We start from the raw sequence: 25,769 nt of genomic DNA, 5'->3' as shown, positions 1-25,769 counted from the left end.
ACGCAACCTGGAAACTGAATGTCCGCTGAATCTCCCGCCGGCCAGTCCGGCAAGTCGTCCCCCTCCTCCCGCCGTCCGACCCCCTGGGTTCTCCGGGCGCTGCTGTGGGCGGGTGGCTTGGCCCTGGCCGGTCTCGTGTCCGTCCTCATCGTGGTCGCGGTGGCCCTGTCGGTGGCCTACCCGAACCTGCCCGACGTGTCCGACCTGTCGGACTACCGTCCCAAGCTGCCCCTGCGCGTCTATTCGGCCGAAGGCATCCTGATCGGCGAGTTCGGCCAGGAGCGGCGCAGCCTGACGCCGATCAATGAAGTCCCGAAGGTGATGAAGGACGCGGTGCTGGCGATCGAAGACGCCCGCTTCTATTCGCACGGCGGCGTGGACTACAAGGGCCTGCTGCGCGCGACCCTGGCCAACCTCGGCCGGGCCAAGAGCCAGGGCGCCTCGACCATCACCATGCAGGTCGCGCGCAATGTGTACCTGTCGTCGGAAAAGACCTTCACCCGCAAGCTGTACGAGGTCCTGCTGACCTTCAAGCTGGAACACCTGTTGACCAAGGACCAGATCCTGGAGATCTATATGAACCAGATCTTCCTTGGCAACCGCTCCTACGGCTTCGCCGCCGCCGCCGATGCCTATTTCGGCAAGCCGATGAAGGACCTGACCGTGGCCGAGGCGGCGATGCTGGCGGGGCTGCCCAAGTCGCCGTCGGCCAACAACCCGATCAGCAACCCGGCCCGCGCCCGCTCCCGGCAGCTCTACATCATCGAGCGCATGCATGAAAACGGCTTCATCACCGCCCAGGAAGCCGAAGCGGCCAAGAAGCAGGAACTGAAGATCCGCAGCGGCGGCGACCATACGCGCGGCAACGCCGACTACGTCGCCGAGACCGTGCGGCAACTGGTCCACGCCCAATATGGCGATGAGGCCTACACCCGCGGCCTGAACGTCTACACCACGGTGGTCGCGGCCCAGCAGGAAGTCGCGTACAAGGCGCTGCGCAAGGGCATCATGGACTACGAGGCCCGCCAGATCTACCGCGGCCCCGAGGAATTCGTCGAGCTGCCGACCAACCCCAAGGAACTGGAAGACGCGATCGACGACGCGCTGGCGGAGCACCCGGACAACGGCGACGTGATGTCGGCCGTGGTGCTGGAGGCCTCGCCGAAGAAGATCCTGGCGGTGCGCCAGAACGACGAACGCGTCGAGATCACCGGCGAGGGCCTGCGCCCGGCCCAGTCGGGCCTGTCCGAGAAGGCGCCGCCCAAGACCAAGCTGCGGCGGGGCGCGGTGATCCGCGTCATGAAGACGCCCAAGGGCGCCTGGATGATCACCCAGCTGCCGGAAGTGGAAGGCGCCTTCGTCGCGCTCAATCCGCGCGACGGGGCCGTCCAGGCGCTGGTCGGCGGCTTCGACTTCAACAAGAACAAGTTCAACCACGTCACGCAGGCCTGGCGCCAGCCCGGTTCCGGCTTCAAGCCCTTTATCTATTCGGCGGCGCTGGAAAAGGGCTTTACGCCGACCACGGTGGTCAATGACGCGCCGCTGTTCTTCGATGCCGGCGTGACCGGCGGCCAGCCCTGGGAGCCGAAGAACTACGACGGCAAGTTCGAAGGGCCGATGCCGCTGCACGTGGCGCTGGCCAAGTCCAAGAACATGGTGTCGATCCGGGTGCTGCAGGCCGTGGGCACGCAAAGTGCGCAGGAATGGGTCACCCGCTTCGGCTTCGAGGCCGAGAAGCACCCGGCCTACCTCACGATGGCGCTGGGCGCGGGCTCGGTGACGCCGATGCAGATGGCCACCGGCTACGCCGTGTTCGCCAACGGCGGCTACCGCGTCAACCCCTGGCTAATCACCAGGATCACCGACCAGAAGGGCAAGACGCTGGTGGAAAGCCAGCCGCCGCTGCTCAATGAATCGGTGCGCGCCATCGACCCCCGCAATGCCTTCGTCATGAACCGGCTGATGCAGGAAATCACCCGCTCGGGGACCGCCGCGCGGGCGCAGGCCACCCTGAAGCGCCCCGACCTGTACGGCAAGACCGGCACCACCAACGACTCGATCGACAACTGGTTCAACGGCTTCCATCCGACGCTGGTCGCCGTGGTGTGGATGGGCTACGACAACCCGCGCTCGCTCGGCGAGAGCGAGACCGGCGGGCGGCTCGCGCTGCCGGTGTGGATCTCCTTCATGGAGACTGCCCTCAAGGGCGTCCCGGTCATGGAACCGGCGCCGCCCGCGGGCGTGGTCAACGTCGGCGGCGAGTGGTACTACGAAGAGTATGCACGCGGCGGCGGCGTGAGCAACCTGGGCGTCGATCCGTCCCTGACGCCCCCGATGCCGGGTCAGCCGGGACAGCCGATGCAGCCGGGCCAGGTCGCCGTGCCCTACGACAAGAGCCTGATGAACTCCGACGGCCTGCCGCCGCCGCGCACGCAATCCTCGCCCGAGGAGCGCAAGAGCATCCTCGACCTGTTCCGCAACTGAGTCGCGGGCCGGCCTAGTCGAAGCTGAGTGGCTGGCGGGCCTGCTCGCCGGCGTAGCGGGTCAGGTTGGCGAAGAACTCGCCGTTGCCCTTGGTGTCCATCCAGCGGGTGCCGTCGAACTTGAAATGGAAGCCGCCGGCGCGCGCGGCCATCCAGACTTCGTGCAGGGGCTTTTGCAGGTTGACGACGATCTGGCTGCCGTCGCGGAAGGTGAGCGTGACCATGCCGCCGACCCGCTGGTTGTCGACGTCGGCGTCGGTTTCCTCGTTGATGCGATCGCAGCAGGCCTCGACGCGCGCCAGCAGCGCCTCCGCGCGGTTCATGTACTCGGGGTCGGTCATTACAATTTGCCGATGTTGATGCTTCGCCAAATTCTAGACAGCGCCCGGCTGCCGGCGTTAGTCCTTGGCGCGGCCGGGGTTGCCCTGCTCTCCGGTTGCGGCCAGAAAGGTCCGCTCTACCTGCCCTCCGGCGAAGCCGCGGCCAGCCGCGCCACGCTGCCCCAGACCCTGAATCCCGTCCCGCCCGCCCCCTCCGACGCTGGCAACACGGCCAATCCGGTGCCGCGGCCATGAATCCCACCTTGCTGCCGGGCCACCCGCATTTCCACTACCGTGAGGGCGAGCTCTTCGTCGAGGAGCTGCGCCTCACCGACCTGGCGCGCCAGCACGGCACGCCGCTGTTCGTCTATTCCAAGGCGGCCATGCTGGCAGCGCTGGCCGCCTACCAGCGCGGCTTTGCCGGCCGCAAGGCGAAGATCTGCTATGCGATGAAGGCCAATTCCTCGCTGGCCCTGCTGCAGGTGTTCGCGCGGGCCGGCTGCGGCTTCGACATCGTCTCCGGCGGCGAGCTCGAGCGCGTGCTGGCGGCCGGTGGCCGTCCCCAGGACATCATCTTCTCGGGCGTGGGCAAGACCCGCGCCGAGATGCGGCGGGCGCTCGAACTGGGCATCGGCTGCTTCAACGTGGAAAGCGAAGCCGAGCTGGACGTGCTGAGCGAAGTGGCCGTCGCCCTCGGCCGGGTGGCGCCGGTCAGCATCCGCGTGAACCCGGATGTCGACCCCAAGACCCACCCCTACATCTCCACCGGCCTGAAGGGCAACAAGTTCGGCATCGCCCACGACCGCGCGGTCGCCGCCTACCAGCACGCGGCCGGGCTGCCCGGCCTGAAGGTCGCCGGTATCGATTGCCACATCGGCTCGCAGATCACCGAGCCGGCGCCCTACCTCGATGCCATGGAGCGCATCCTCGACCTGGTCGAAGCCGTCGAGGCCAAGGGCATCCGGATCGGCCACATCGACTTCGGCGGCGGCCTGGGCATCGCCTACAACGGCGACCAACCGCCCGCCGCCGATGCGCTGTGGCAGGCGCTGTTCGCCCGCATCGACGCGCGCGGCTTCGGCGACCGCCAGTTCATGATCGAACCCGGGCGCTCGCTCGTCGGCAACGCCGGGATCTGCGTGACCGAAGTGCTGTATCTCAAGCCGGGCGAGGACAAGAACTTCTGCATCGTGGACGCTGCCATGAACGACCTGCCGCGGCCCGCGATGTACCAGGCCTTCCATGCCATCGCGCCGCTGCGCGCGGGCAGCGAAGGCGCACGCCGCTACGACGTGGTGGGGCCGGTGTGCGAGAGCGGCGACTGGATCGCGCGCGAGCGCGAACTCGCGGTGCACGCAGGCGACCTGCTGGCCGTGATGTCCGCCGGCGCCTATTGCATGAGCATGGCCAGCAACTACAACACCCGCGGCCGCGCCGCCGAGGTGCTGGTCGACGGCACGCAGTCCTGGCTCATCCGCGAACGCGAGACACCGGCCGAGCTGATGCGCTCGGAACGGCTGCTTCCCGGCTCTTGAGCCTGTTGACCAGCCGCCAGCCCAGCAGCGTCGCCAGGATCGCCGCGTAGACGGCGACCTCGGCGAAGTTGTTCTTGCCGGCGCGCATCCAGAAGAAGTGCAGGATCGCCAGCCCGGCGACCAGGTAGACCAGCCGGTGCAGCGCCTGCCAGCGCTTCGCGCCCAGCGCCTTGATGGCGCGGTTGAAGGAGGTGGCGGCCAGGGGCGTCAGCAGCACGAAGGCGCTGAAGCCGACCAGGATGAACGGGCGCTTGGCGATGTCGCGGGCGATCTCGTCGAGATCGAAGCCCATGTCGAACCAGCTGAACGCCAGCAGGTGCAGCACCACATAGAAATAGGTGAACAGCCCCAGCATGCGGCGAAAGCGCGCCAGCGCCGGCGTGGCGCTCATGACGCGCAGCGGCGTCACCGCCAACGTCAGGCACAGGAAGCGCAAGGTCCAGTCGCCGGTGGAGCGGCTCAGGTATTCGGCGGGATTGGCGCCCAGGTTGTCGGTGGCGGCGCCATAGATCAACCAGGCAAAAGGCAGCAGGCACAGGATGAACACCAGCGGCTTGGCCGCCGGATGCAGCAGGGCCTTGGATGAGATCATGGGTCGGGCATCGGAACGCAGGCCCAGTGTAAGACCGGCGCCGCGCCCCAGTCTTAGGGGGGCATTAGGCTAGGGCCTGCTAACGCTATTTCCAGGGGCGCGTTGCGACTCCAAGGGGCCAGGCGCAAGGCGCGAGGCCGCCCTGGGGTCACCCCCAGCAAGGACACGCAACGCCGCGCATGGCCCCTTGGAGCCGCAACCCGAAGGGAAGGGGCCGCATCGGGCGCCACTCGGCGTTGCCCGGCTTGCCCGCATGAGTGCGGGCTGCACCGTGCGCCTTGATTGGCACCCGATGCGGCCCCTTCGCGCCCCTGGAAATAGCGTTAACGGGCCCTAGATCAACACGCCCATCAGCAAGCCGATCACGGCATCGAAGGGCATCGCAATCAGCGCGACCGGGGCGAACGGAAGCAGGGTCGCGCCGGCGAGCATGAGCAGATTCGTGCGGTCCACCGGCACGAAGCGCATGGCCAGCACGCGGTCGACCACCTGGTAGAGGTCGGTGGCCGCGGAGAAATCGCCGCGCTCGAGCACGCCCTCGGGCAAGGACTGCCTGGGCCGGAACCACTCGCGCTCGAACTCCAGGCCGAAACTGGTCGCCAGCTGGCCGTACTGGCGCAGTCCCTTGCGCCGTTCCATGGCCAGGCGCGGCGCGAAGGCCAGCAGCGGCGCGGTGAACAGCACCACGCACGCGGCGGCCGTCCCCCCGATGAGGTACTTGAAGGTGGTGATCGACTCGCCGGCGAGCACCTGGTTGGCGACGGCGCCCGCCACGATGGCGCCGAAGGCCGCCGCGACGAAGGCAAAGCCGCGCAGGGAATTGCCGACGAACCCGAGCCCGGCCGCACGGTCGGGATGCACCGGAATCAGCGCGAGGTCGAGCTTCGAAATACGGATCAGGAAGCTCGTCCACAACACCAGCCGCCACAGCCAGCCGACGACCAGCAGCAGCAGCAGCGGCATGCTGACGAGCATGTACCACCAGCCGGCGGGCGATATGGCGTCCGGCTGCGTCTGGTGGCGAATCCACAGGGGCAAGGCATCCAGCGGCAGTCCCTTGATCATGCCGGCGACGATGACGCCCACCGTCAGGGCGACCACCACCTCGAGCACGGGCCCGTCGCGCACCCGCAGGGTCGATGCCACGATGCGGGTGAAGCCTTCGCGATCGTTCTGCGACAGCGAGCACAGCCAGCCGAAGCGCCCTGCCCCGCGGCTCAGCTCGCGTCCGGCGAAGGCGTCGGCCGCCAGCAGCAAGGGGCCGGCGATCCAGGAGCGGGCGAACGCGCCCATATCCGTGAGAAACACGGGCAGCGTTCCATCCAGCGCCGCGAGCACGCACAGCGGCACCCAGCAGATCAGGACGAACACCACGCAGCGCCGCGCCGTGTGCAGCCGCCCCGGCCGCAACAGGCCCAGCTTGGCCTCGACCAGCATCGGCGGGCCTTCCATGAAGAGGTCGTCGCCATCGGCACCCGCTGTCGCTGCCGCGGTGGCGGCGTGCGCGCGCGTCGCATCGAATTCCGCCTGCATGCTTTCCCCGGCTGTCGTCGATGTGCCGAGCATGGCAAGCGCGCCTGCGGGCACCTATTGGACCTTTGTCCAATGCGGGCCGGAAGCGGCACGCGCCGCAGCTATTGGACCTTGGTCCAATAGTGGAAGCACCCCCGCGACCGGAACATGAATCGGCGCCTCGGGAATCGCGTCATCCCGCAGAAGAAGAGAACTCTCGCCGCCGAGTTGTCCGAAGGGGTGCAGCCCACGTCGTCTTTAGTTCTCCAGGAAGCTCCCATGGCTGACCCGACCCGAAAGCTGTCCCGCAGCGCCGACTTGGCTGCCAAGGTCTCGCGGCTGGCCCGCAAACGCACGCAGGTCGCGCAGGAGCAGCTCGCGCAGCGCACCCAAAAGGCCGTGGCCACCGCCGCCCCGCCGGGCGAGTTGGCCGGCGGGCTGCAGGCCTACCTGGTGGACTCGTTCCAGCGCGGCGTGCTGTTCTGGGACACCCTGCGCCAGCGCGGCAACGACTACCTCGAGCGCAACCGGGCCGGCTTGCCGCCGGTGCTGCACTTCGACTACGAGGTGCTGATGGACGGGCGCCAGTTCGAGCGCGCGGTGAACTATGCGCTGGTGCGCATCAAGCCACCCGCCGGCGTGAAGGTGGACAAGAAGCGGCGGCCTTACGTGGTGATCGACCCGCGCGCCGGGCACGGGCCGGGCATCGGGGGCTTCAAGGACGACTCGCAGGTCGGCGAAGCCCTGCGCGCCGGGCACCCGGTGTACTTCGTGATCTTCTTTCCCGAGCCCGAGCCCCACCAGACCCTGCTGGACGTCTGCCAGGCCGAGCAGCAGTTCGTGCGCCACGTCCGCGAGCTGCATCCCGATGCGCCCAAGCCGGCCATCGTCGGCAACTGCCAGGGCGGCTGGGCCGCCATGATGCTGGCCTCGTCCGAGCCGGACGACACCGGTCCCATCGTGATCAACGGCGCGCCCATGTCCTACTGGGGCGGCGCCTGGAGCGAGGGCGAAGGCGACAACCCGATGCGCTACGCCGGCGGCTTGCTGGGTGGTGCCTGGCTCGCGTCGCTGACCTCCGACCTGGGCCAAGGCAAGTTCGACGGCGCCTGGCTGGTGCAGAACTTCGAGAACCTCCATCCGGCCAATACTTTCTGGGACAAGTACTACCACGTGTGGGCGAACGCGGACACCGAGCCGCCGCGCTTCCTCGACTTCGAGCGCTGGTGGGGCGGCTTCTACCTGATGAACCGCGAGGAGATCGAGTGGATCACCCAGAACCTGTTCGTCGGCAACAAGCTGTGGACCGGCGGCGTCAAGACCGGCGAAGGCGGCGTGTTCGATATCCGCGAGCTGAAGGTGCCGGTGATCCTGTTCGCGTCGATGGGCGACAACATCACGCCGCCGCAGCAGGCCTTCAACTGGGTCGCCGACGTGTACGGCAGCACCGAGGAGATCAAGGCGCGCGGCCAGGTGATCATCGGGCTGCTGCACGAGGACGTGGGGCACCTGGGCATCTTCGTCTCCGGCCGGGTGGCCCGCAAGGAGCACAAGGAGATCGTGCAGGTCATGGACTTCATCGAGGACCTGTCGCCCGGCCTGTACGGCATGGAGATCTTGGAGCACAAGGCGGCCGACGGCACGCCCTCGTACGACGTCCGCTTCGTGGAAAAGCGGCTGGAAGACGTGGTGCCGCGGCTGAACCGGATGAAGCGCGAGGATGAGAAACCGTTCGAGGCGGTGGCCGCGATCTCCGAATTCAACCAGCGCGCCTACGAGCTGTTCGCCCGGCCGCTGGTGCAGGCCATGGCCAATGACTTCAGCGCCAAGCTCGGGCGCGACTTCCATCCGCTGCGCTGGCAGCGCTGGGCGGTCTCGGACCTCAATCCCCTGTGCTGGTGGCTGCCCGCCGCGGCGCAGGCGGTCAAGGAACATCGGCAGCCACTGGACGCCGACCATCCCTGGCGCAAGCAGGAGGCCGCGATGTCGCAGCTGACCAGCGCCGCGCTCGACTTCCAGCGCGCCGCGCGCGACACCGCGAGCGAGGCCAGCTTCTTCCAGATCTACGGGAACCTGTACTCCATGTACCTGGCCGACAAGCAGGAAGGGGAGCGCGCGCCGGTGGCCGCGGTGCATGATCCGCGCCAGCTGCCCGTGGTGCAGGAGGCACTCGCCGCGATCGACCAGGGCGGCTATGCCGAAGCCGTCGCCCGCGCGGCCTTCCTGCTGGCGCGCAAAGGGGAGCCACTGCCGCTGGAGCGGCTGCAGCTCAAGCACGAGCTGATGCGCGACTACAAGGACCTGCTGCCGGCGCTGCCGCGCGATCAGTTGCGCCGCATCCGCGGCGAGCAGGAACTGATCGTGCGCTACGAGCCGCGCCAGGCCATCGACACCCTGCCGGCACTGCTGCCGCAGGCGGCCGACCGCAACCGCTTCTTCAGCCTGCTCGAGCGCCTGCTAGCCGACCCGCGGGTGCACAACACGCAGCCCTCACCCGAGCAGGCCGCCATGCTGGAGCGCATCCGCGGCGTCGTCGGCGCGCACAACGGCAAGACCCCCAAGACCCCCACGGACAACGGTGAGCCGAAGCCGCGCCGGCCCGCGCCGGTCGCGAAGCGGCGCAGCACGGCGCACGCCGCGCCCAGGAGACTGCAGTGAGCTCGCCACGCCAGGAGAAGTACCAGCGCCTGATCGCGCGCGCCCAGTCGGCGCCGCCGGTGCCGACGGCGGTCGCCCATCCTTGCGACGAGACCTCGCTGACCGGCGCCGTGGACGCGGCCCGGCTGGGACTGATCGCACCCATCCTGGTCGGCCCGCCCGAGCGCATCCGGGGCGTGGCGCAGCAATGCAAGCTCGACATCTCGGGCTTTCCGCTGGTCGAGGCGCCGCACAGCCACGCGTCGGCGAGCGAGGCAGTGCGCCTGGTGCGCGAGGGCCGCGCCGAGTGCCTGATGAAGGGCAGCCTGCACACCGACGAGCTGATGGGCGCGGTGGTGTCGCGCGAAGGCGGCCTGCGCACCGCGCGGCGCATCACCCACTGCTTCGTGATGGACGTGCCCAGCTATCCCGAGCCGCTGATCGTGACGGACGCGGCGGTGAACATCGCGCCCACGCTCGAGGACAAGATGCACATCGTGCAGAACGCGATCGACCTGGGCCAGGCGCTCGGCATGCCGGAGGTGCGCGTCGCCATCCTGTCGGCGATGGAAACCGTCAATCCCAAGGTGCCGTCCACGATCGAGGCCGCGGCGCTGTGCAAGATGGCCGACCGCGGCCAGATCACCGGCGGCATCCTGGACGGGCCGCTCGCCCTGGACAACGCGATCAGCCTGGAAGCGGCGGCCATCAAGCACATCCAGTCGCCGGTGGCCGGTCGCGCCAACGTGCTGGTCGTGCCCGACCTGGAAGCCGGCAACATGCTGGCCAAGAGCCTCATCTTCCTGGCCGGCGCGGAGACGGCCGGCATCGTGATCGGCGCCAAGGTGCCGGTCATCCTCACCAGCCGCGCCGATTCGGTCACGGCCCGGCTCGCCTCCTGCGCCGTCGCCTCGCTGGTGGCGCAGGTGCGGCGCGAGCGGCTGTCGAAGGCGGTGCAATAGACGAGGCGGGGCTGCGCATGTCCGATGCCATCGCCGTGCTGAATGCGGGCTCGTCCAGCCTGAAGTTTTCGCTGTTCCTGCTGCGCGGGCGCGAGCTCGAACTGGAGTCGCGCGGCCAGGTCGAGGGCCTCTACACCAACCCGCGCTTCACGGCCAAGGACGCAGCCGGCCAGCTGAAGGAAGAGAAGTCCTGGGGCCAGGGCGTGGAGCTGGGCCATGCCGGCGCCATCGACCACCTGGTCGCCTTCCTGCGCACCAGCCTGCAGGGGGACCGCTTGGTGGGCGTGGGCCATCGCGTGGTCCACGGCGGCCTGGATTTCAGCGGCCCGGTGCGCATCGACGGCCAGGTCCTGCATGCGCTCGAGCAGTTCGTGCCGCTCGCACCGCTGCACCAGCCGCACAACCTGTCGTCCATCCGACTGTTGCTGGAGCGGCTGCCGCAGCTGCCGCAGGTGGCCTGCTTCGACACCTCCTTCCACCGCAGCAACCCGGAACTGGCGCAAATGTTCGCCCTGCCCGCGAAGCTGCATGAAGCAGGTGTGCGGCGCTACGGCTTCCACGGGCTGTCGTACGAGTACATCGCCTCGGTGCTGCCCGAGGTGGACGCCCGGGCGGCCAGCGGGCGCACGGTGGTGCTGCACCTGGGCAACGGCGCCAGCATGTGCGCGCTGCAAGGCGGCCGCAGCATGGCCAGCACCATGGGCTTCACCGCGGTGGACGGCCTGCCCATGGGCACGCGCTGCGGCGCGATCGATCCGGGCGTCATTCTTTTCCTCATGGACCAGCGCGGCATGAATGCGCGCGACATCGAAACGATGGTCTACAAGCAATCCGGCCTGCTCGGCGTGTCGGGCATCTCCAGCGACATGCGCGCCTTGCTGGCCAGCGACGAGCCGCGGGCCGGGACGGCGATCGACCTCTACGTCTACCGCATCGGGCGCGAGCTCGGCTCGCTGGCGGCTGCGCTGGGCGGCCTGGACGCCATCGTGTTCACCGCCGGCATCGGCGAGAACGCCGGCGCGATTCGCGAGCGCGTCTGCGCCGCCGCGCAGTGGTTGGGCGTCGAACTCGATGCCGCCGCCAACACCCGCAGCGGGCCGCGCATCAGCACGGCAGGCAGCCGCGTGTCCGCCTGGGTGCTGCCCACCAACGAAGAGCTGATGATCGCCCGCCACGCGCGGGACCTCATCGCCGCCTAGGGGCACAGGATCGTGGACGCCAGCAACTATTCGGCCGCGGAGCAGCTGCGTGATGGCCGCGCCGTCGAGATCCGGGCGCAGCGGCCGACGGACCTCGAGGGCCTGCGCAACGCACTGCGCCGCATGAGCGAGGAAACCATCGTGCGCCGTTTCTTCGCGCCCCGGCGCAGTTTCACGCCGCAGGAAGTGGCCAGCTTCATCGACATCGACTTCAGCCGCCATGTGGCACTGGTGGCGGACCTGCTGCTGGAGGGCCGGCCGCAAATCGTCGGCGCGGGGCGCTACATCGTGAGTTCGCCGGAAACGGCCGAGGTGGCTTTCGCGATCGACGACGACTTCCAGCACCGCGGGCTCGGCACGCTGCTGATCAAGCACCTGGTGCTGATCGCGCGGGCACGCGGCTTGCGCCAGTTCGTCGCCGAGATGCTGCCGGAGAACACCGCCATGCTCGGGCTGATGCGCAAGTCCGGGCTCGAGCTGACGACGCATCGAGACCACGGCGTGCTGCGCGCCCACGCGCAACTGCGCCGCGCTGTCCCTCACCTCTAGCCGATCGCCATGCCATGATCAACATCCCGCACCCCCCGCTGAAGGGCCAGAAGGCGCTCGTGGTCGGCATCGCCAACGAGCATTCGATCGCCTACGGGTGCGCCGCGGCCTTCCGCCAGCTGGAGGCCGATCTCGCCATCACCTACCTGAGCGAGAAAGCCAGGCCGCATGTGGAGCCGCTGGCCCAGCAGCTCGGGGCCGGCCTGTTCCTGCCGCTGGACGTGGCCACGCCGGGTCAGCTCGAGGCGGTGTTCGAGCGTATCGACAAGGAATGGGGGCGCCTGGACATCCTGGTGCATTCGGTCGCGTGGGCGCCCAAGGAGGACCTGCAAGGCGGCCTGATCGACAGCAGCGCCGAGGGCTTCGCCCGGGCCATGGACATTTCCTGCCATTCCTTCGTCCGCATGGCCCGGCTCGCCGCGCCACTGATGAAGAACGGCGGCAGCATGTTCGCGATGAGCTACCACGGCGCGGTGAACGTGGTGCCCAACTACAACCTGATGGGGCCGGTGAAGGCCGCGCTCGAAGCCTCGTGCCGCTACCTCGCCTATGAGCTCGGCACGCGCGGCATCCGCGTCCATCCGGTCTCGCCCGGCCCGCTGAAGACCCGCGCGGCCTCGGGCCTGAAGGACTTCGACCTGCTGCTCAACGAGGCGGTGAAGAAAGCCCCGGTGGGCGAGTTGGTCGACATCATGGACGTAGGCTTCGCCTGCGCCTACCTCGCCACGCCCTATGCCCGCCGCATCACTGGCGGCACCGTGTATGTCGACGGCGGCGTCAACATCATGGCCTGAACGTCGTCATGGCCTGAACATGTGAACAGCCTCCAACCGGGAGAACAGTCATGCGCATCGTCATCAGCAATCTGCCCGACGACACCACCCAGGAAGACGTCCAGGACGCGCTGTCGGCCTTCGCGCCGGTGGAGAACATCAAGCTCTACCACGAGAGCGGCAAGCCCATGGCGCTGATCGAGCTGGAAACCACCCACGCGCACGCGGAGTTGCTGGCCAACCGCATCCGCGGCCGCCTGTACAAGGGCCAGCCGCTGAATGCCTGGGTGCCGACCATGAACTGGTAGCCCATGGCCGGCGACGATTCATTCTTCGACCGGGTCCTGTCCCGGCTGTTCGGCAAGGACGACGAGGGCGAAGATGCGGACCAGCAGCTCGTGGCCGAGCTGACGGACGCCATCGTCGATACCGTCGAGCCCCGGGTCAAGGCCCACCGCCACTACCGGCGCGAGCTGAAGGACTGCGTGCGCGCCACCGTGGCCTGGCTGCGCGAGATCGGCCGGATGCCGATCGACCATGTGCTGCTCGCGCGCGCCAGCTGGGGCAGCGACCCCCGGCTCAACACCTTCTTCGGCGCGCCCGATGCCATCACCGAATTCCTGGGCCGAAGCCGCGAGCTGCGCGCCTACTTCGATGACCCGGCGAACGCCGGCGTGCGGGAGGCCTTCGCCCTGCTCGGCATGAGCAAGGAAGAGAAAACCTTCCTCGGTCCGCGCTACGAAGACGGGATGCTCAAGCAGGACGTGGCGCAGACCTCGGTCAACTTCAACGGCCATCGCCTGTTCGCCCTGGCGCCCACCGAAGCGCAGACCCGGGTCGAGCTGGGACGGCGCATCGTCCAGCGCCTGTCGGAGGTGACGCTGTCGCGCATCATGGAGATCGACCGGAAGGGCCTGAACCTGGAACAGCAGAAGTCCCTGCTGGGCACGCGCCTGCGCATGCTCAAGCTGGCGCGCGACGGCGTGCCGGGACTGGTCGACGATCCCGGCACCGTCGAACAGCAGATCCGCGAGGTGCAGCGCCAGCTGGACGAGCGCGTGAAAGACTTCATCGAAGCCAAGTCCAGCCTGGCGACCCTGGACGGCTACATCGAGCAGATCCGCGAGGTGTTCGCGCACCCCGAGCAGCACGTGGTGCTGACGCGCAGCGAACTGGACGTGACCCGGATGAACGTCAAGGCCGACGAGGGCACCGAAGAGCCGCATCGCACGCTGACCCTGGCCGAGCTGCAGGTCGGCGGCCGCCAGCCGGCCGTGATCGCGTTCGTCCGCTGCCTGCGCTCGGAACTGCCGCCCAAGGAAGACCTGCTCGCCAAGGCCGAGCGTTTCCTTTAGCGCGGCGGGCTGCTACGCTTGCCGACAGCCAAGGCCAAAGGAGACGCCATGTACGCAGCGCAACTGTTCGCAGGGCAACGCATCCTCGTGACCGGCGGCGGCACCGGCCTGGGCCGGGCCATGGCCGAGGGCTTTCTTTCGCTGGGTGCCGACGTCGCGATCTGCGGCCGCCGCAAGGCGGTGTGCGACGAGACGGCGGCGGGCTGGCGGGCGCAGTTCCCCGGACGCCGCGTCGACACCTTCGAGGTGGACATCCGCGTCGCCCAAGCGGTGGAGGACATGGTCCAGCAGCTCTGGGACGGCGGCGGCCTCACCGGCCTGGTGAACAACGCGGCCGGCAACTTCATCGCGCCCACCGAAAGCCTGTCGCCGCGCGGCTTCGATGCGATCGCCAACATCGTGTTCCACGGCACCTTCTACGTGACGCAGGCTGTCGGCAAGCGCTGGGTGGCCGAGGCGCGCGAGGGCAAGTGGACCCCCGACCGGCCCTGGCGCAACGTGATGAGCATCATCGTGACCTGGGTCGACAACGGCAGCCCCTACGTGGTCCCCTCCGCCATGAGCAAGGCCGGCATCGAGGTGATGACCAAGTCGCTGGCGGTGGAATGGGCGCCCTTCGGCGTGCGCCTCAATGCGGTCGGCCCCGGCGAGATTCCGACCGAGGGCATGAGCAAGCGGCTCAACCCCGGCGAGGAGCCCGGCGCGCGCAGCCGCGCCCGCAACCCCATGGCGCGCACCGGCAAGATGAGCGAGCTGCAGAACCTGTCCGCCTTCCTGATGGCGCCCGGCCAGTGCGACTGGCTCACCGGCCAGAGCATCATGATGGACGGCGGCCACGCGCTGGCCACCGGCGGCAATTTCTACGAGCTGCGCGAATGGTCGCCGGCCGACTGGCAGGCAGCGCGCGAACGCATCGAGGCGCAAAACGCGAAGGACAAGACGCAGCGCTGACCGACTGCCTCTCGCAGGCTGCTGAAGAGCGTAGCTTTTTCAGCTGCCTGCGGGGCGTAGGCTGCGTCCCAGCGCCACCTTGCGGATGCCGTTGGCGAAGGAGCGCACCGCCGGCGTCTGGCGGGCGCCGCGCTTCCACAGGATGCCCGGCGTGCGCACCGGCGTGGGACTCTCCAGCGGAATGAGGCGGATGTCCTCGCGCGGCGGCACGGCCTGTGGCGACAGGATGGTGGCCAGCGTGGTGCGCGCCACCAGCGCGATCATCGGCGCGATGGTGTTCATCTCCGCCGCCAGCATCGGCTCGGCGCCGCAGGCGCGGAAGCACTCGTGCAGCAGCGTGCGGGTGGCGAAGCTCGGGGGCAGCAGCACCAGGCGCTGCCGGTGCAGCTCCACCATGCGCACGCGCTTGCGCGCCGCCAGCGGATGCGCGAGCCCCACCACCAGCATCATCTGCTCGGTGTAGAGCGGCTCGAACCACAGGTGCGTCGGGTCCGGCGGCTGGTAGCCGATGCCCAGGTCGAGCGTGCCATCCAGCAACCGGTGCGAGATCTCGTCGGCGGCCAGTTCGTCGACCGTGACCTTCACCGTCGGGTGCTTCTGCATGAAGGCCGCGAGGCACTCGGGCACGAAACCCATGTTGAAGGTGCCGGTCGTGCCGATGCGCACCTCGCCCGACAGTTCGTCGGGCGCGCGCAGCAGGTCGCCCAGGCCCTGGTCCACCTCGCGCAGCGCCTTGGCCGCATAGCCGAGGAAGGTCTCGCCCGCTTCGGTGAGCAGCACGCGCTTGCCGATGCGCTCCAGCAGGGGCCGCCCGACCTCGTCCTCGAGTTGGCGGATCTGGTGGGACAGCGTGGACTGCGTGACGTGCACGCGCTCAGCCGCGCGGGTGAAGCTCAGCGTTTCTGCCAAGGCCACGAAGTAGCGCAAATGTCGCAGTTCCATAGGGGAAACCCCGTCGGATGATCGACGGCATCGATGAAAGTCATTGAAATTCTTCACATTCAAGGTGCGCCGTCAATCGTTACAGTCCCGACCATTGCACCTGAGGAGTTTGTAATGGCCCAGCTCGAATACGACACCCTCAGCCTGACCGACGCGGTGATCGGACGGCTCGCCGACTGCCAGGACCCGCGCTTCAAACAGGTGATGACCTCGCTGGTGCGCCACCTGCACGCCTTCGCGCGTGACGTGGACCTGAAGGCGGACGAATGGTTCGCCGCCATCCAGTTCCTCACCGCCTGCGGCCAGGCCTGCGACGAGAAGCGCCAGGAGTTCATCCTGCTGTCCGACACGCTGGGCCTGTCGATGCTGGTGGTGGCGCTCGAGCATGCACGCGCGCTGAAGGGCCGCAGCGGCGCGACGCAACCCACCGACGCCACCGTTCAGGGCCCCTTCTACTGGGAAGGCGCGCCCGAGCTGCCCCTGGGCAGCGACATCGCCGAGGGCGTGGCCGGCGAGCCGGCGCTCTACAGCGGGCGCGTCACCGACCTCGAAGGCCGTCCGCTGGCGGGCGCGCTGCTCGATGTCTGGTCCGGCGACGGCGAAGGCATGTACGACATGCAGCGCGAAGACGGCGGCATGCGCGCGCGCGCCCGCGTCCGCACCGACAGCGAAGGCCGCTACTGGTTCTGGTCCATCCGCCCGACCTACTACCCGGTGCCCACCGACGGCCCGGTGGGCGCGATGCTGCGCCGCATGGGCCGCCATCCGAACCGGCCGGGCCACATCCACATGAAAGTGTCGGCGCCGGGGCATCGTGAGGTGACCACCCACCTGTTCGTCAAGGACAGCCCCTACCTCGACTCCGACGCGGTGTTCGGCGTGCGCGAAAGCCTGATCGTGGAGTTCGAGCGCTGCGAGCCCGGCACCGCGGTCGACGGCCGCCGCATGGACAGCCCCTACCACGTGGCGCACTACGACTTCCGCCTGATTCCCGAGCACGCGTGAGGCTGCGATGAAGATCGGCAAGTCCACCGTCCCCCGCACCGCCATCAGCACCTCCGACGAGCACAGCATCAGCGTGCGCGGCGAGGACCTGTGCCGCGACCTGATCGGGCAGATCTCGTTCACCGACTATTTCAGCCTGCTGGTGACCGGGCAGCGGCCGTCGGCAGGCGATGCGCGCGTGCTCGACGCCACCCTGGTCGCCATCGCGGAACACGGCCTGGTGCCCAGCGTGCAGGCCAGCCGCATGACCTACGCGGCCGCGCCCGATGCGCTGCAGGGCGCGGTGGCCGCCGGCATCCTTGGCTGCGGCAGCGTGATCCTCGGCGCGTCCGAGACGGCGGGCCGCCTGTTCACGGAAGTGAGCGAGCTCGCCGGTGACGCGGGCGACCTGCGCGAGGCCGCCGCCACCGTGGTCAAGCGCTGGCGCGCCGCGGGCCAGGCGATTCCCGGCTACGGCCATCCGCTGCACAAGGCGCGCGACCCGCGCGTGGCGCGCCTGTTCGAAGTGGCGAAGGAAGCCGGCACCAGCCTGCGCTTCGTGCAGATCGCCGAAGCGGTGGAAGAAGTGATCCCCGCCATCGTCGGCAAGGACCTGCGCCTGAACGTCTCGGCCGCCATCCCCGCGGTTCTGCTCGGCACCCAGTTCCCGCTGCGCGCGCTGCGCGGGGTGCCGATCCTGGCGCGCACCGCCGGGCTGATCGCGCACCTGGCCGAGGAAGCGGTCGCGCCCAGCGGCTTCGCGCTGTCCTACCAGGCCACGCGCGAGCTGGTCTACGAAGGCAAGGAGCCGCGCAAATGAACGGCGTGCTGGCCGACGTGCGCGTGCTCGAACAGGGCACCTTCATCACCGGGCCGGCCTGCGGCATGCTGCTGGGCGACCTGGGCGCCGACGTGATCAAGATCGAGCAGCCCGGCACGGGCGATCCGTTCCGCGCCTTCAAGGGCGGCCTGTACAGCCCGCATTTCCAGACCTACAACCGCAACAAGCGCAGCATCACGCTCAACACCCGGCAGCCGGCCGACCGCGAGCGCCTGTACGAACTGGTGAAGACGGCCGACGTCTACATCCAGAACTTCCGGCCCGGCGTGGCGGAGGAACTGGGGGTCGGCGAGGCGCAGTTGCGCAGCCTGAACCCGCGCCTGATCTACTGCTCCATCAGCGGCTTCGGCGCGACCGGACCTTCGGCCGCGCGTCCCAGCTACGACACGGTGGCGCAGGCGGCCAGCGGCTACCTCAAGCTGCTGGTCAACCCGGCCAACCCGCGCGTGGTCGGACCCGCCATCGCCGATGCGGTGACCGGCTTCTACGCCGCCTACGGCGTGCTGGGCGCGCTGCACGAGCGCGCGCGCACCGGCCACGGCCGCAAGGTCGAGGTCTCGATGCTGGAGGCAATGTCGCACTGGAACCTCGACGCCTTCACCCACTACTACTCGGCGGGCGAGGTGATGGGCCCGTTCAGCCGGCCGCGGGTGTCGCAGTCCTATGTGCTGGAGTGCCAGGACGGCAAGTGGATCGCGCTGCACATGTCCTCTCCCGAGAAGTTCTGGCAGGGGCTGGCCCGGGCGATCGAGCGGCCCGCCATCTTCGAGGATCCGCGCTTCGCCACGCGCGAGGCCCGCATCGACAACCAGGAGGCGATGATCGAGCTGCTGGGCGAGCGCTTCCGCACCCGCACCCGCCTCGACTGGTGCAACCGCCTGCTGGCCGAGGACGTGCCGCATGCGCCCATGTACGGCACCGACGAGGCGCTGCAGGACCCGCAGGCCGAGCACCTGCAACTGCTGGTCTCGGCCACCCACCCCACCATGGGCGAGTTCCGCACCGTGCGCCCGCCGGTGAGCTTCGACGGCCGGCGCTCGCTGGACGTGCGTCCGCCGCCCACGCTGGGCGAGCACAACGCCGAGATCGACGCGCTGCTGGCGCAGTCGAAGGGAGCCGCATGAACCCGTGGCGCGTGAGCGTGGTGATCGGCAGCCTGCGGCGCGAATCCATGAGCCGGCGCATCGCCGATGCGCTGGTGCCGCTGGCGCCGCCGGCCATGGCGCTGCAGGAACTCGCGATCGGCGACCTGCCGCTCTACAACGGCGACCTGGAGCCCGAGTTGCCCGCGCCGTGGCGGCGGCTGCGCGACGCGGTGCGGGCCAGCGACGCGCTGATCTTCGTCTGCCCGGAATACAACCGCTCGATTCCCGGCGCGGTGAAGAACGCGGTCGACGTCGCGTCCAAGCCCACCGGCCAGAACTGCTGGGCCGGCAAGCCGGCGCTGGTGATCACCCAGAGCACCGGCCCGCTCGGCGGGCTGGCGGGCTCGTATGCCACCAAGCAGGTGCTGGCCGCGGTGAACGTCGCGACCTTGCCGCTTCCCGAGGTGTATCTGAGCCGCATCGCCACGCTGTTCGACGGCGAAGGCCGGCTGCTGCCGGACACGCAGGAGCACCTGCGCGACGTGCTGGCAAGTTTCGAGACCTGGTGCGCGCGCTTCATCGCGCGCTAGTGGACATCCGTGCATAGCCGACCAACAAAGGAGACAGCCATGACGAAGAGACCGACCTTCCAGCGCCGCACCCTCCTGGCCGCGGCCGCCGCTTCGGCCACCTGGCCGCTGGCCACCTGGGCCCAGCAGCCGCCGCTGCGCATCGGCAGCACGCTGGCGCTGACCGGCCCCCTGTCCGCCACCGCGCAGGTCCACAAGCTGGTGGGCGAGATCTACGTCGATGACCTCAACAAGCGCGGCGGCCTGCTGGGCCGGCGCGTGGAGTGGGTGCTGAAGGACGACCAGTCCAAGCCGGACCTGGCGCGCACGCTGTACGAGCAGCTGATCACCGGCGACAAGGTCGACCTGCTCATGGGGCCCTATGCGACCGGCGCCATCCTCTCGGCCATGGGCGTGGCCCAGCGCTACAACAAGATGCTGGTGCACCACACGCTGGGCATTCCTTCGCTTGCCAAGTACGACATGCAGTTCCCGGCCTGGCAGACCGGGCCGGAACCGAACGTGAGCACCACCAACACCGTGTTCGAGGCACTGGCCAACGGGCCCAAGCCGCCCAAGACGGTGGCGGTGGTCACCAGCAAGTTCCCCTCGATCCACTTCATGTCCCTGGGTGCGCGCGAGACGATCAAGAAGCGCGGCCTGCAGGAGGTGCTGTTCCTGGAGTGGGAGTTCGGCAACCGCGACTTCGGCCCGATCGCCAGCCGCGTCAAGGATGCCAAGCCCGACTTCGTGTGGGTCGGCGCCATCGGCCTGGACGGCAACCTGCTGCTGGACGCGATGAAGAAGATCGACTATGTGCCGCCGCAGCACTTTTACATGTACCCGGCGCCGGGGCCGCTGGTCACCTTGCCGGAAGCCGCCGGCGCGCTGTCGGTGACGATCTTCGAGGAGCACCCGCCCTTCAGCACGCGGCCGCACGCCGCCGAGTTCATCAAGACCTACCACGAGCGCGCGGCCAAGGCCAACTTTCCCGACACCTCGGTGGAGGTGCAGGCGGCCGCTTCGTTCACCGCCTGGCAGATCCTGGAAACGGCGGTCACCACCACCAAGAGCCTGGACGACAAGGTGCTGGCCGACTGGCTGAAGAAAAACCGCGTCAACACCATCCAGGGTTCGCTGCGCTTCGACGGCCCGAGCAACTACGGCGACGACCTGATGCGCATCAAGCAGGTGCAGAGCGGCAAGTGGGTGGTGGTATGGCCGCGCGATTTCGCGGCCCCGGGCGCCACCATGACGGCACGCTGACGTGTCCTGGCCGAGCTGGACACTGCTGGCCCAGTCGGTGCTGTCCGGCGTGTTCGCCGGGGCGCTGTACGGGCTGCTCGGGCTGGGGCTGGGCCTCAGCTGGGGGCTGCTGCGCACCATCAACCTGGCGCACTTTGCCTTCGCCTTCCTCTCGGCCTACATCTGCTACCAGCTCGCCTTCGTGATGAAGGTCGATCCGCTGCTCTCGCTCGGACTGATCGTGCCGCTGATGTTCGCGCTGGGCGCAGGCCTGCACTGGCTGACCGACCGCTTCAAGCTCACGCCCTTCAGCTCGCTGCTGCTTACCTTCGGCTGCATGGGCATCGCGGAATCGCTGATGCAAACGGTGTGGACCGCCGACCCGCGCAAGCTGGAGTCGCACTACGCCGAGCTGAAGTTCCGGCTCGGGCCCCTGTACCTGCCGGTGCCCGAGGTGCTGACGCTGGTGCTGGCGATCGCCATCTCCTTCGGCGCCTGGGCGCTGCTGCGCCACACCGACCTGGGCAAGGCGCTGCGCGCTTCGGCCGAAGATGCGCCGGTGGCGGCCGCCTTCGGCATCAACCAGCGGCGCAACGGCTTCCTGCTGGCCGGCGCGTGCGCGGCGCTGGCCGGGGTGGCCGGGGTGTGCATCGCGCTGTCCAGCAGCATCAGCCCCTCGCAGATGTACGCCTGGGTCGGCGTGGTGTTCGCGGCCGTCATGCTGGGCGGGCTGGGCAGCGCCCTCGGCCCGCTCATCGCCGGCCTGGTGATCGGCGTGAGCGAAGCGGTGACCATGGCCGTCACCGCGCCGTCCTGGGCGCCGCTGGTGTCCTTCACGCTGCTGATCCTGATCCTGCTGGCGCGGCCGGGGCGCATCCGATGATGCGGCGAATCGCTCCCGCGGCCATCGTCGGCGCCGGCGCGCTGCTCGCGCTGCTGCCCTTTTTCAAGCTGCCGTTCTACGAGTCCTTCCTGTACCTGGCGCTGTTCTGGATCGTGCTGGCCACCTCCTGGAACATCCTGTCGGGCTACGCCGGCTACTTCTCCTTCGGCCACGGCGCTTTCTTCGGCGCGGGTGTCTACACCACGGCGACGCTGGCGGGCAAGTTCAACTGGCCCTTCCTGTGGACCTTGCCGGTCGCCGCGCTGGTGGCGGCAGCCATCGGCACCGGCGTCGGCGCGGTGGCGTTCCGGGTGCGCGGCGTGCGCGGCGAGTTGTTCGCGCTGCTCACGCTGGCCGTCACCTTCGTGGTGGCCACCATCATCGGCAACACCCCCATCGATGGCGGGCCGGGCGTGTACCTCAATGCGGTGCCGGTGCCGAAGATCGGCCCGACGCCGACGTCCAGCCTGTTCCTGCTGATGCTGGCGGCGGCGGTGGTCACGCTGCTGGTGTCGTGGGCGATCCGCCATTCGCGCTTCGGCGCCGGCCTGTTCGCCATCCACGACGACGAGGAAGCGGCGGAGGTGATGGGGGTGCCGAGTTACCGCTGGAAGCTCGCCGCGCTGGCCGTGTCCTGCGCGCTGGCCGGCTGGGTGGGCGGCATCCATGCGCTGTTCATCTCCTACGTCACCACGGCGGAGACCTTCAACCTGACCGTGCCCCTCACCGTGGTGCTCATGAGCATTCTCGGCGGCACCCGGCACTGGGCCGGCCCGGCCATCGGCGCGGTGGCCATCACCTGCCTGCTGTTCGCTTTTACCGGCGGCGAGTACGCCGTGCTGGGCAAGGGGGTGATCGGGCTGATCCTGGTGGTGGGGATCCTGTTCATGCCGGAAGGGGTGATGGGGAAACTGCGGCGCAAGGTGCGGAGCGCCCCCCTCCCGGCCTCCCCCCGGAGGGGGGAGGAGCGCCCAACCGAACTCCCTCCCCCTACGGGGGAGGGCAGGGGTGGGGGCGCTCCCCGTCTGCCCCTGCTGCAAGTCAAGAACCTGTCCAAATCCTTCCGCGGCCTCAAGGCGCTTTCCGGCGTCAGTCTCGACGTGCGGCGCGGCGAGATCCTCGGCCTGCTCGGGCCGAACGGCTCCGGCAAGTCCACCTTCATCAACGTCGTCAGCGGCCACTACCTGCCCGACGGCGGCGAGGTCTGGCTGGGCGGATGCAACATCGCGGGCCAGCCCGCGCACCGGATTGCGCGAGCTGGCATCGCGCGCACCTATCAGATCCCGCGGCCATTCACGCAGATGAGCGTGCTGGACAACGTCGCCATCGCCGCCATGTATGCGGGCCAGGGCCTGCGCACCATGGAGGAAGGCCGGCGCGAGGCGATGCAATGGCTGGAGTTCACGCAGCTGGCGGGCAAGGCGCAGGTGCTGCCGGCCGGCCTGAACCTGCACCAGCGCAAGTTCCTCGAACTGGCGCGCGCGCTGGCAGCGCGGCCGCAGCTGGTGCTGCTGGACGAGGTGCTGTGCGGACTCACGCCGACCGAGATCCAGTCGGCGGTGGCGCTGATCCGCCGCATCCGCGACCAGGGCACCACCATCGTCTTCGTCGAGCACGTGATGGATGCGGTGATGGCGCTGACCGACCGCATCGTGGTGTTCGACCAGGGCGCCATGCTGGCCGAAGGCGCGCCGCGCGAGGTGATGCAAAGCCCGGCCGTCATGAGCGCCTACCTGGGGGTGTCGCATGCTTGAACTGCAGGCGGTCAACGTCGCCTACGGCGAAGCCCGCGCCCTGTGCGACATCTCGATGCAGGTGAAGCCGGGCGAGCTGCTCTGCGTGGTCGGCCCCAACGGCGCCGGCAAGACCACGCTGGTCAACACCCTGGCCGGCATCCTGCGCGCAAAGTCGGGGCGCATCCTGATGGAAGGCCGCGACATCACGCGGCTCGCGCCGCACCGCTTCTGCGAGGCCGGCATCGCGCTGGTGCCCGAGGGCCGGCGGCTGTTCGCCGGCATGACCGTGCTGGAGAACCTCGAGATCGGCAGCCTGCTGCCTTCGGCCAAGGCGAAGCGGCGCGAGACGCTCGAGGAAGTGCTGCAGCTCTTTCCCGCGCTCAAGCCCAAGCTCGCGGCGCCGGCCGGCGAGCTTTCCGGCGGCCAGCAGCAGATGGTGGCGATCGGCCGCGCGCTGATGGCCCGGCCGCGCCTGCTGCTGCTCGACGAGCCCTCGCTGGGCCTGTCGCCGCTGGTGGTGGCCGCCATGTTCGACGCCATCCGCAAGATCAGCGCGGGCGGCATCACCATCGTGCTGGTCGAGCAGAACGTCGTCATGGCGATGCGCATCTCGCACCGCGCCTGCGTGCTGGAGCTCAGCCGCATCGTGGCCGAGGGCGACCCCGACGAGTTGATGAAGCGGCCGGAGATCCGGCAGGCCTACCTCGGTGTTTGAGTCGATGCTGAACCTCGCCTAGCAAAGGAGTGAGCCGCATGCTGTTTCCCACCACCATCGTCGGCAGCTACCCGCAGCCCGAATGGCTGATCGACCGCGCCAAGCTCGCCGGGCGTTTTCCGCCGCGCGTGCGGGCAAGAGAACTCTGGCGCCTTCCCGAGCCCTGGCTGGCCCAGGCGCAGGACGACGCCACGCTGCTGGCGATCCGCGCGCAGGAGGACGCCGGGCTGGACATCGTGTCGGACGGCGAGATCCGGCGCGAGAGCTACTCGAACCGCTTCGCCACCGCGCTCGACGGCGTCGACCTCGACAACCCCGGCACGGCGCTCGACCGCTCGGGCCATCCCAACCCGGTGCCACGCATCGTCGGCCGCATCCGCCGCCGCCACGCGGTGGAAGTGGAGGACCTGAAGTTCCTCAAGCGCCACACCAATCGCATGACCAAGATCACCGTGCCCGGCCCGTTCACCATGCTGCAGCAGGCGCAGAACGACTTCTACTTCTCGGAGGAGGAAGCCGCGATGGATTACGCCGAGGCGGTCAACGGCGAGATCCACGATCTGTTCGCCGCCGGCGCCGACATCGTGCAGATCGACGAGCCCTACATGCAGGCGCGGCCCGAGAAGGCCCGCCAGTACGGACTGGCCGCGCTCAACCGCGCGCTCGAGGGCGTGACCGGCACCACCTGCGTACACATCTGCTTCGGCTACGCGGCCATCATCCACCAGCGTCCCAGCGGCTACTCCTTCCTGCCCGAGCTGGCGGGCTGCCGCTGCCGCCAGGTGTCGATCGAGACGGCACAGTCCAAGCTGGACACCAAGGTTCTGGAGGAGTTGGCCGGCAAGCAGATCCTTGTGGGCTGCATCGACCTCGCGGACATGAACGTCGAAACGCCCGAGGTGATCGCCGGCCGCATCCGGCGCGCGCTGCAGCATGTGAAGCCCGAGCAGGTGATCCTGGCGCCCGACTGCGGCATGAAGTACCTGCCGCGCGAGGTGGCCCAGGGCAAGCTGGCGGCGATGGTGGAAGCGGCGAAGCAGCTGCGCGCAGAGTACGCGCGGCCCTAGTGCACCGTCGCGCCGGCGGGCCTCGAGGAACAACCGGCGGCGTGATAGCGTCCACCTTGCATGAAGCTCCACGTCCTTTCCGACCTGCACCTGAGTTTCGGCCCGATGGCGCGTCCGGCCAGCGACGCCGACGTGGTCGTGCTGGCCGGCGACATCGCGCGCTCGCGGGCGGCGGCCGAATGGGCCCAGGGCTTCGGCAAGCCGGTGCTCTACGTGCTCGGCAACCACGAGTACTACGGCGCCAGCCTGGCGGGCGCGATGGCCGAGTTGAAGGGCTTGTGCCAGGGCAGCGACGTGCACGTGCTCGATGCCGAGGAGATCGTCCTGGACGGCGTGCGCTTTCTCGGCGCCACGCTGTGGAGCGACTTCGACCTGTTCGGCCCCGGCGAGAAGAAGGCGGCCGCCATGGCCGCGGCGCAGCACATGTTGCGCGACTTCAGCGCCATCCGCACGGACGAGGCCGGCACCCTGTTCACGCCGGCACACTCCGCCGCGCTGTTCAGGCGGCACGCGGCCTGGCTCAATGAGAAGCTGGCCACGCCGCACGCCGGGCCGACCGTGGTGATCACCCACCACGCCCCCTCGCCCCGCAGCGTCCATCCGCGCTTTGCGGAGTCGCCCCTCAACGCCTGCTTCGTCTCCGACCTGGAGCGCCTGCTGGGCGCTGGACGGGTGGCCCTGTGGATTCATGGCCACACGCACGACAGCTTCGACTACCGCGTGAACGGCACGCGGGTGCTGTGCAACCCGCGCGGCTATGCGCGTGAGGGCGTCAACGAGAACGCCAGCTTCGACCCAGGCCTGACCGTCGAGGTGTAGGCGCCGGTTCCAGGT

25 protein-coding genes are annotated in these 25,769 nt (G+C 69.0%); 21 read left to right on the top strand and 4 right to left on the bottom strand.

Annotation, left to right across the window (positions count from 1 at the left end; translation table 11 throughout):
* Positions 1-18 precede the first annotated feature (18 nt).
* Positions 19-2,484 (top strand): penicillin-binding protein 1A, encoded by a 2,466-nt coding sequence (locus tag UC35_RS13930; RefSeq protein WP_082793197.1) that lies wholly within the window; start codon positions 19-21, stop codon positions 2,482-2,484.
* 13 nt (positions 2,485-2,497) lie between these two features.
* Here UC35_RS13930 and cyaY read toward each other — a convergent pair whose 3' ends face one another.
* The gene (gene cyaY / locus UC35_RS13925) at positions 2,498-2,824 is read right to left on the bottom strand and encodes an iron donor protein CyaY (protein WP_061500685.1); all 327 of its coding nucleotides are present in this window, start codon (positions 2,822-2,824) and stop codon (positions 2,498-2,500) included.
* Positions 2,825-2,836: 12 nt separating this feature from the next.
* Here cyaY and lptM point away from each other — a divergent pair, with 12 nt between their 5' ends.
* The gene (gene lptM / locus UC35_RS13920) at positions 2,837-3,058 is read left to right on the top strand and encodes an LPS translocon maturation chaperone LptM (protein WP_061500684.1); all 222 of its coding nucleotides are present in this window, start codon (positions 2,837-2,839) and stop codon (positions 3,056-3,058) included.
* A complete protein-coding gene (gene lysA / locus UC35_RS13915; RefSeq protein ID WP_061500682.1) occupies positions 3,055-4,338 on the top strand; it encodes a diaminopimelate decarboxylase in 1,284 nt (427 codons plus the stop codon). Before lptM ends, lysA begins: the two co-directional genes overlap by 4 nt.
* Here lysA and UC35_RS13910 read toward each other — a convergent pair.
* Both UC35_RS13910 and UC35_RS13905 read right to left on the bottom strand, forming a co-directional pair.
* Positions 4,274-4,930 (bottom strand): sulfite oxidase heme-binding subunit YedZ, encoded by a 657-nt coding sequence (locus UC35_RS13910; protein WP_061500681.1) that lies wholly within the window; start codon positions 4,928-4,930, stop codon positions 4,274-4,276. The two genes, lysA and UC35_RS13910, sit on opposite strands and share 65 nt — an antisense overlap.
* Before the next feature lie 333 nt (positions 4,931-5,263).
* Entirely contained in the window at positions 5,264-6,496 is a 1,233-nt protein-coding gene (locus tag UC35_RS13905) for a hypothetical protein (RefSeq protein WP_145979460.1), read from the bottom strand.
* 225 nt (positions 6,497-6,721) lie between these two features.
* Between UC35_RS13905 and UC35_RS13900 the strand changes: the two genes are divergently transcribed.
* From UC35_RS13900 to UC35_RS13865, 8 genes are read left to right on the top strand one after another with little or no spacing between them, the layout of a single operon-like run.
* Complete coding sequence (locus UC35_RS13900; RefSeq protein WP_082793195.1) at positions 6,722-9,100, top strand: DUF3141 domain-containing protein; 2,379 nt, start codon at positions 6,722-6,724, stop codon at positions 9,098-9,100.
* On the top strand, positions 9,097-10,041 hold the full coding sequence (locus UC35_RS13895; protein ID WP_061500677.1) for a phosphate acetyltransferase: 945 nt from the start codon (positions 9,097-9,099) through the stop codon (positions 10,039-10,041). The genes UC35_RS13900 and UC35_RS13895 overlap by 4 nt, the downstream gene beginning before the upstream one ends.
* 17 nt (positions 10,042-10,058) lie before the next feature.
* Positions 10,059-11,240: an acetate/propionate family kinase gene (locus tag UC35_RS13890; protein WP_061500675.1), complete on the top strand. Its 1,182-nt coding sequence runs from the start codon at positions 10,059-10,061 to the stop codon at positions 11,238-11,240.
* 12 nt (positions 11,241-11,252) lie between these two features.
* On the top strand, positions 11,253-11,789 hold the full coding sequence (locus tag UC35_RS13885) for a GNAT family N-acetyltransferase (protein WP_227820331.1): 537 nt from the start codon (positions 11,253-11,255) through the stop codon (positions 11,787-11,789).
* 14 nt (positions 11,790-11,803) lie between these two features.
* On the top strand, positions 11,804-12,583 hold the full coding sequence (fabI, locus tag UC35_RS13880; protein WP_061500672.1) for an enoyl-ACP reductase FabI: 780 nt from the start codon (positions 11,804-11,806) through the stop codon (positions 12,581-12,583).
* A gap of 50 nt (positions 12,584-12,633) precedes the next feature.
* Positions 12,634-12,870, top strand: a complete 237-nt coding sequence (locus UC35_RS13875; protein WP_061500669.1) for an RNA recognition motif domain-containing protein — start codon at positions 12,634-12,636, stop codon at positions 12,868-12,870.
* A gap of 3 nt (positions 12,871-12,873) precedes the next feature.
* Entirely contained in the window at positions 12,874-13,917 is a 1,044-nt protein-coding gene (locus tag UC35_RS13870) for a hypothetical protein (RefSeq protein ID WP_061500668.1), read from the top strand.
* A gap of 48 nt (positions 13,918-13,965) precedes the next feature.
* A complete protein-coding gene (locus tag UC35_RS13865; RefSeq protein WP_061500666.1) occupies positions 13,966-14,868 on the top strand; it encodes an SDR family oxidoreductase in 903 nt (300 codons plus the stop codon).
* A 39-nt stretch (positions 14,869-14,907) separates the two neighbouring features.
* On the opposite strand, the gene UC35_RS13860 is transcribed toward UC35_RS13865, so the two are convergent.
* Complete coding sequence (locus tag UC35_RS13860; protein ID WP_061500664.1) at positions 14,908-15,810, bottom strand: LysR substrate-binding domain-containing protein; 903 nt, start codon at positions 15,808-15,810, stop codon at positions 14,908-14,910.
* Between the two features lie 114 nt (positions 15,811-15,924).
* On the opposite strand from UC35_RS13860, the gene UC35_RS13855 reads away from it, so the two are divergent.
* The 10 genes from UC35_RS13855 to UC35_RS13810 are packed head-to-tail and all read left to right on the top strand — an operon-like array spanning position 15,925 to position 25,754.
* Positions 15,925-16,815, top strand: a complete 891-nt coding sequence (locus UC35_RS13855) for a dioxygenase (RefSeq protein ID WP_061500663.1) — start codon at positions 15,925-15,927, stop codon at positions 16,813-16,815.
* Between the two features lie 7 nt (positions 16,816-16,822).
* Positions 16,823-17,614 carry a citryl-CoA lyase gene (locus UC35_RS13850; protein WP_061500662.1) on the top strand — a complete coding sequence of 264 codons (792 nt, stop codon included), beginning with the start codon at positions 16,823-16,825 and terminating at the stop codon, positions 17,612-17,614.
* Positions 17,611-18,759 carry a CaiB/BaiF CoA transferase family protein gene (locus tag UC35_RS13845; RefSeq protein ID WP_061500661.1) on the top strand — a complete coding sequence of 383 codons (1,149 nt, stop codon included), beginning with the start codon at positions 17,611-17,613 and terminating at the stop codon, positions 18,757-18,759. Before UC35_RS13850 ends, UC35_RS13845 begins: the two co-directional genes overlap by 4 nt.
* Positions 18,756-19,310, top strand: a complete 555-nt coding sequence (locus UC35_RS13840) for an NADPH-dependent FMN reductase (RefSeq protein ID WP_061500660.1) — start codon at positions 18,756-18,758, stop codon at positions 19,308-19,310. The genes UC35_RS13845 and UC35_RS13840 overlap by 4 nt, the downstream gene beginning before the upstream one ends.
* A gap of 39 nt (positions 19,311-19,349) precedes the next feature.
* A complete protein-coding gene (locus UC35_RS13835) occupies positions 19,350-20,555 on the top strand; it encodes an amino acid ABC transporter substrate-binding protein (RefSeq protein WP_082793193.1) in 1,206 nt (401 codons plus the stop codon).
* A 1-nt stretch (position 20,556) separates the two neighbouring features.
* Positions 20,557-21,417, top strand: coding sequence for a branched-chain amino acid ABC transporter permease (locus tag UC35_RS13830; protein WP_227820330.1), 861 nt, complete (start codon positions 20,557-20,559; stop codon positions 21,415-21,417).
* Entirely contained in the window at positions 21,414-23,171 is a 1,758-nt protein-coding gene (locus tag UC35_RS13825; RefSeq protein WP_061500658.1) for an ABC transporter permease subunit, read from the top strand. Before UC35_RS13830 ends, UC35_RS13825 begins: the two co-directional genes overlap by 4 nt.
* On the top strand, positions 23,164-23,868 hold the full coding sequence (locus tag UC35_RS13820) for an ABC transporter ATP-binding protein (RefSeq protein WP_061500657.1): 705 nt from the start codon (positions 23,164-23,166) through the stop codon (positions 23,866-23,868). Before UC35_RS13825 ends, UC35_RS13820 begins: the two co-directional genes overlap by 8 nt.
* A gap of 38 nt (positions 23,869-23,906) precedes the next feature.
* The gene (locus UC35_RS13815; RefSeq protein WP_061500656.1) at positions 23,907-24,935 is read left to right on the top strand and encodes a uroporphyrinogen decarboxylase family protein; all 1,029 of its coding nucleotides are present in this window, start codon (positions 23,907-23,909) and stop codon (positions 24,933-24,935) included.
* Positions 24,936-24,995: 60 nt separating this feature from the next.
* Positions 24,996-25,754, top strand: a complete 759-nt coding sequence (locus tag UC35_RS13810) for a metallophosphoesterase (RefSeq protein WP_061500655.1) — start codon at positions 24,996-24,998, stop codon at positions 25,752-25,754.
* Positions 25,755-25,769: the final 15 nt, after the last annotated feature.

The sequence above is a fragment of the Ramlibacter tataouinensis genome (assembly GCF_001580455.1).
Classification (GTDB): domain Bacteria; phylum Pseudomonadota; class Gammaproteobacteria; order Burkholderiales; family Burkholderiaceae_C; genus Ramlibacter; species Ramlibacter tataouinensis_B.
Note: the sequence above shows the minus strand (reverse complement) of the source record. Positions and strands in the feature narration are given on the sequence as shown.

What these genes read in the sequence shown, in the direction of transcription:
- UC35_RS13930 (WP_082793197.1), top strand. Translation starts at nt 19, where the DNA reads ATGTCCGCTGAATCTCCCGCCGGCCAGTCCGGCAAGTCGTCCCCCTCC.
- cyaY (WP_061500685.1), bottom strand. Translation starts at nt 2,824, where the DNA reads ATGACCGACCCCGAGTACATGAACCGCGCGGAGGCGCTGCTGGCGCGC.
- lptM (WP_061500684.1), top strand. Translation starts at nt 2,837, where the DNA reads ATGTTGATGCTTCGCCAAATTCTAGACAGCGCCCGGCTGCCGGCGTTA.
- lysA (WP_061500682.1), top strand. Translation starts at nt 3,055, where the DNA reads ATGAATCCCACCTTGCTGCCGGGCCACCCGCATTTCCACTACCGTGAG.
- UC35_RS13910 (WP_061500681.1), bottom strand. Translation starts at nt 4,930, where the DNA reads ATGATCTCATCCAAGGCCCTGCTGCATCCGGCGGCCAAGCCGCTGGTG.
- UC35_RS13905 (WP_145979460.1), bottom strand. Translation starts at nt 6,496, where the DNA reads ATGCTCGGCACATCGACGACAGCCGGGGAAAGCATGCAGGCGGAATTC.
- UC35_RS13900 (WP_082793195.1), top strand. Translation starts at nt 6,722, where the DNA reads ATGGCTGACCCGACCCGAAAGCTGTCCCGCAGCGCCGACTTGGCTGCC.
- UC35_RS13890 (WP_061500675.1), top strand. Translation starts at nt 10,059, where the DNA reads ATGTCCGATGCCATCGCCGTGCTGAATGCGGGCTCGTCCAGCCTGAAG.
- fabI (WP_061500672.1), top strand. Translation starts at nt 11,804, where the DNA reads ATGATCAACATCCCGCACCCCCCGCTGAAGGGCCAGAAGGCGCTCGTG.
- UC35_RS13875 (WP_061500669.1), top strand. Translation starts at nt 12,634, where the DNA reads ATGCGCATCGTCATCAGCAATCTGCCCGACGACACCACCCAGGAAGAC.
- UC35_RS13870 (WP_061500668.1), top strand. Translation starts at nt 12,874, where the DNA reads ATGGCCGGCGACGATTCATTCTTCGACCGGGTCCTGTCCCGGCTGTTC.
- UC35_RS13865 (WP_061500666.1), top strand. Translation starts at nt 13,966, where the DNA reads ATGTACGCAGCGCAACTGTTCGCAGGGCAACGCATCCTCGTGACCGGC.
- UC35_RS13860 (WP_061500664.1), bottom strand. Translation starts at nt 15,810, where the DNA reads ATGGAACTGCGACATTTGCGCTACTTCGTGGCCTTGGCAGAAACGCTG.
- UC35_RS13855 (WP_061500663.1), top strand. Translation starts at nt 15,925, where the DNA reads ATGGCCCAGCTCGAATACGACACCCTCAGCCTGACCGACGCGGTGATC.
- UC35_RS13850 (WP_061500662.1), top strand. Translation starts at nt 16,823, where the DNA reads ATGAAGATCGGCAAGTCCACCGTCCCCCGCACCGCCATCAGCACCTCC.
- UC35_RS13845 (WP_061500661.1), top strand. Translation starts at nt 17,611, where the DNA reads ATGAACGGCGTGCTGGCCGACGTGCGCGTGCTCGAACAGGGCACCTTC.
- UC35_RS13840 (WP_061500660.1), top strand. Translation starts at nt 18,756, where the DNA reads ATGAACCCGTGGCGCGTGAGCGTGGTGATCGGCAGCCTGCGGCGCGAA.
- UC35_RS13835 (WP_082793193.1), top strand. Translation starts at nt 19,350, where the DNA reads ATGACGAAGAGACCGACCTTCCAGCGCCGCACCCTCCTGGCCGCGGCC.
- UC35_RS13825 (WP_061500658.1), top strand. Translation starts at nt 21,414, where the DNA reads ATGATGCGGCGAATCGCTCCCGCGGCCATCGTCGGCGCCGGCGCGCTG.
- UC35_RS13820 (WP_061500657.1), top strand. Translation starts at nt 23,164, where the DNA reads ATGCTTGAACTGCAGGCGGTCAACGTCGCCTACGGCGAAGCCCGCGCC.
- UC35_RS13815 (WP_061500656.1), top strand. Translation starts at nt 23,907, where the DNA reads ATGCTGTTTCCCACCACCATCGTCGGCAGCTACCCGCAGCCCGAATGG.
- UC35_RS13810 (WP_061500655.1), top strand. Translation starts at nt 24,996, where the DNA reads ATGAAGCTCCACGTCCTTTCCGACCTGCACCTGAGTTTCGGCCCGATG.